The following is a 295-nucleotide window of genomic DNA, read 5'->3' on the forward strand; positions in this document are numbered from 1 at the left end:
CCCTCGGGCGGCCGGGGGCCGTGGGCGGAACCGGGTGGTGGGCCCGGCTCCGTGGCCCTGCCGTCACCGGAGTTCTCGGAGCTCTCGGGGTCCTCGGGGCCCTTGGGGGTCTTCGGGTTCTCGGTGCCACCGGGGCCCCCGCTCTCCCCGGCTGTGTCCCCGGTGTTCCCGTCGTCCCCGCTGTCCCCGGTGTCCGTCGCGCTCCCGGCGCCCATGTGCCCGGCCAGCCACAGCAGTTCGGCCAGTTCACGCGGTGTCGGGGGCACGCCCTGGGCCGCCTCGGCCAGTACGGCGG

Annotated in this window: 1 pseudogene; it reads right to left on the reverse strand. The window is 77.3% G+C overall.

The annotated features are described in order from the left end of the window. A pseudogene (locus CCN72_RS39860) lies at positions 1 to 295 on the reverse strand (hypothetical protein); the annotation flags it as partial.

This window comes from Streptomyces murinus, from assembly GCF_002154555.1.
GTDB lineage: Bacteria > Actinomycetota > Actinomycetes > Streptomycetales > Streptomycetaceae > Streptomyces > Streptomyces murinus.